At 30.1% G+C, this 2,963-nt stretch carries 8 protein-coding genes; 6 read left to right on the forward strand and 2 right to left on the reverse strand.

The window, feature by feature from the left end; genetic code table 11:
• Window positions 1-210 precede the first annotated feature (210 nt).
• Complete coding sequence (locus N4A40_01575) at window positions 211-444, reverse strand: helix-turn-helix domain-containing protein (protein ID MCT4660522.1); 234 nt, start codon at window positions 442-444, stop codon at window positions 211-213.
• A gap of 150 nt (window positions 445-594) precedes the next feature.
• On the opposite strand from N4A40_01575, the gene N4A40_01580 reads away from it, so the two are divergent.
• The 4 genes from N4A40_01580 (at window position 595) to N4A40_01595 (ending at window position 2,102) form a co-directional block, all read left to right on the forward strand.
• Complete coding sequence (locus N4A40_01580) at window positions 595-795, forward strand: helix-turn-helix domain-containing protein (protein MCT4660523.1); 201 nt, start codon at window positions 595-597, stop codon at window positions 793-795.
• Between the two features lie 63 nt (window positions 796-858).
• Window positions 859-1,101 (forward strand): hypothetical protein, encoded by a 243-nt coding sequence (locus tag N4A40_01585; protein ID MCT4660524.1) that lies wholly within the window; start codon window positions 859-861, stop codon window positions 1,099-1,101.
• Between the two features lie 25 nt (window positions 1,102-1,126).
• Complete coding sequence (locus N4A40_01590) at window positions 1,127-1,438, forward strand: hypothetical protein (GenBank protein ID MCT4660525.1); 312 nt, start codon at window positions 1,127-1,129, stop codon at window positions 1,436-1,438.
• 28 nt (window positions 1,439-1,466) lie between these two features.
• On the forward strand, window positions 1,467-2,102 hold the full coding sequence (locus tag N4A40_01595; protein MCT4660526.1) for a hypothetical protein: 636 nt from the start codon (window positions 1,467-1,469) through the stop codon (window positions 2,100-2,102).
• Here the strand turns inward: N4A40_01595 and N4A40_01600 are convergent.
• A complete protein-coding gene (locus N4A40_01600) occupies window positions 2,074-2,268 on the reverse strand; it encodes a hypothetical protein (GenBank protein MCT4660527.1) in 195 nt (64 codons plus the stop codon). The two genes, N4A40_01595 and N4A40_01600, sit on opposite strands and share 29 nt — an antisense overlap.
• A gap of 79 nt (window positions 2,269-2,347) precedes the next feature.
• Between N4A40_01600 and N4A40_01605 the strand changes: the two genes are divergently transcribed.
• Both N4A40_01605 and N4A40_01610 read left to right on the forward strand, forming a co-directional pair.
• Window positions 2,348-2,539, forward strand: a complete 192-nt coding sequence (locus N4A40_01605; protein ID MCT4660528.1) for a hypothetical protein — start codon at window positions 2,348-2,350, stop codon at window positions 2,537-2,539.
• A 49-nt stretch (window positions 2,540-2,588) separates the two neighbouring features.
• A partial coding sequence (locus N4A40_01610; protein ID MCT4660529.1) for a helix-turn-helix domain-containing protein occupies window positions 2,589-2,963 on the forward strand: 375 nt, incomplete at its 3' end.

Below are 2,963 nucleotides of genomic sequence, written 5' to 3' on the forward strand. Positions count from 1 at the left end.
AAGTATTCGATGAAACATACGCCAAGCATCAATTAGCTTTAGGCGAGTCAGAAAAAGCAAACTGGCAAGCAGTGAAAGTAAAAGAGCAAAGAGATCATATCCGTGTAGATTTCGCAAATGGCGAATGGTTACATTACACAGCCATTGGAACATGGTACTAGTAGAAATGCAGATAAGCAATACTTAAATCCACATTTCTAAAAGGTGGTATTAGTCGATGTCTAATTCATCGAAATCTTTATCAAAAAAGTCTTTAATACTTATATCTAGACCGATGCAAATTTTCTTTATTGTAGCTAAACTAGGATTTTTGCTTTCACCTTTAACAATACTATTTAAAGTTGATTGCGTAATTCCAGATAGAGTAGCTAGTTTATTTAAAGTTATATCTTTTTCTTCACATAGAGAAAGAAGCCTATTTGCAGTCCATTGTGAGATATTCAAAGAGATCACCACCTAATAATAAATTTTGATAAAACAAGTATATCAAAAATAAATCAAAAACATTAACGATAAAACGTTGACTAAAGACGAAGAAAGTGTTATTATTCAATTAACGTTAAAACGTTAATTAGTAAAAGGGGGGAGGGGCACATGCAATTTGGAACAAATTTAAAGAAGTATAGAAAACTAAGAAAATTATCGCAAACAGGCTTATCTAAAAAAACTGGAATACCACAAACTACATTAAGTGATTTAGAAACTGGCAAAACATCACCAAATCTAAAGCACTTAAAAATCTTATGTGAATCGTTAGAAATTTCAGTTATAGAATTATTAGATAAAATACTATAATTCAAAATACATTTATTTGAGTTTTAAATCAAGTTACCAATATAAATAGAGGAGGAAAAAAGAATGAATAAAAATTTAGAGAATGGATCAAAAGAAGAGATTAAAAAGTCAAAAGCCGAAAGAGCAGAATTAAGAGAAAAACTTTATCAAAAAATTGAATCAGAAATATTAGAAAGTGGCTTGAAATATGGAGATGTGAAAAGTACATTAAGTAAATTGATTATTATTTACACGGATAAAGCAAACAACGTTCTAAATGATGCTGACATTCAGAAGGTTGTTGAAAGTCCTCGTTTTATTCGCTAAAGTCACAATTGTAAAGGAGAGTACAATGAAAAAATTACTAAAGAAGAACGCATCAATAATGAAAATTAGAGAGTGGCACAACGCAGAACTTATATCTAGAGATATTCAATTAGAAAATATAGCAAAGGAAGTTACGAGCTTCTTAGAAACAAAGAATTTAAGCACAGCAGATGTATGTAATATAGCAGAGAAAATTAAGTATGTAGCAATGAATAGCAAGTTTATCGTCAGCGAGATGGATTTAAACCAAAAGAACGATAATGCTGGTAACATTACCGTTCATATGGGAGCCTGCGATATTGATGAACTTGTTAATATCATCAAAGCAAGACTTTAAACAAACTTTACAAAAGGAGATGACAGATATGAGATTTATAGAAAAAGATGAATTGATATTGGAAATTGTATCGAATATGAAAACTATAACCATTTCAGAATGTCACCATGCGGATAGTATCATAGATGATATCCAAGAGAAAATCAATTTAGGAGAATTAAAGACGTCAGACATTGAGACAGCAGTTGAAATAGAAGTAGAAAAAACAATGAGAAACATACAAAGGTATTCGACGCATGTGCTTAAAATAATGAATGGTGATGGAGAAGTAAAACAGTTGATGAAAGCAGAATATACTTCGATACTAAGACAAGGATTAATTGATAGAATTTTTTTAGATCAGAAATCTAATGATGATGAAAAAAATAAAATTGATGAGAAAATAAATTTAAAAGTGAAAAACATATTTTCAATAGTTAATGATAAAGACCTAACGTTTACCCAGTCTTTAGAAATTTTGGATAAAGTCAAGTCTTTAATCAAAAAATACAATATGTCTGAAAATGATGAAGTTATAAGTAATACTATATTCGCATTAGTACCTGACTATGATACATGTACTATAATTTTGTTTTCAGTTGATGGTAGTGATTCAATTAAATTAACAAAACAGAATGCAAAGATACTTATAGATTCTATCGACCATCAAGTCCAAAAATGGTAATAAGAGAGCCAGTTCCACTTTTAGGGAAAGTTCGACGTTTATTTAAACGCAACCATTCCGCGGCAACGGTATTGATTTCGTTTGGTCGAATTTTACGATAAGCAAAAACTTTTAAAATAAATTTACTATTAGGAACACCAATTGTAGTAACAATATTTGGTTTCAAAAAAACACCTCCTTTCAGAATAAATTATACATCTAATCTGAAATGGATACAAAAAAATAAATAGAAAGAAGATGGAATTATGAAAAATGTAAATGCTATGAAAGAACTAGAAACAAAAATTGAAGAACTAATGTTAGAAAGTGATTTGAATTATGGAGAGGTTGAATCTGTACTAAAAAAATTACAAGCTATTTATATGGACAAAGGGCAAAATTTGCTTAAGGCTACTAGTATCAAGAAAGTTTCAGAGATGCATCGTTTTAATCGCTAGATTAGTATTTTTTATAAAAACGCAAAAATCACAAAAGGAGATGACATATATGAGATTTATAGAAGAGTTAAGAACAGCAGTTGAAGTTGAGAACATTAGACAAGAGGACCTGGCAAATGCTATTGGATGTAGCCAGGTGATGGTAAGCAAGTACCTTAAAAAAGAGTATCAGATGCCACTTGAATCAAAAGTCAAGGCATCAAAGTATATGAACATATCGCGAATCAAAAGAGCTTTAAGTAATGAGTTAAATCTAGGAGTTATGAATATTGAGATTCTAAATAATGTCGACACTAATGTGTTTGTAATAGCAGATAGCATTGAAAAGGAATGTACTGAAGCCGCAGCTGTTATTCCAGACTTGAAAAAAATTCTTAGAAATAAAAAAAGCTCACTTGATTTGGATATGACTGATAATGTTGAG

The sequence above is a fragment of the Tissierellales bacterium genome, assembly GCA_025210965.1.
GTDB lineage: Bacteria > Bacillota > Clostridia > Tissierellales > JAOAQY01 > JAOAQY01.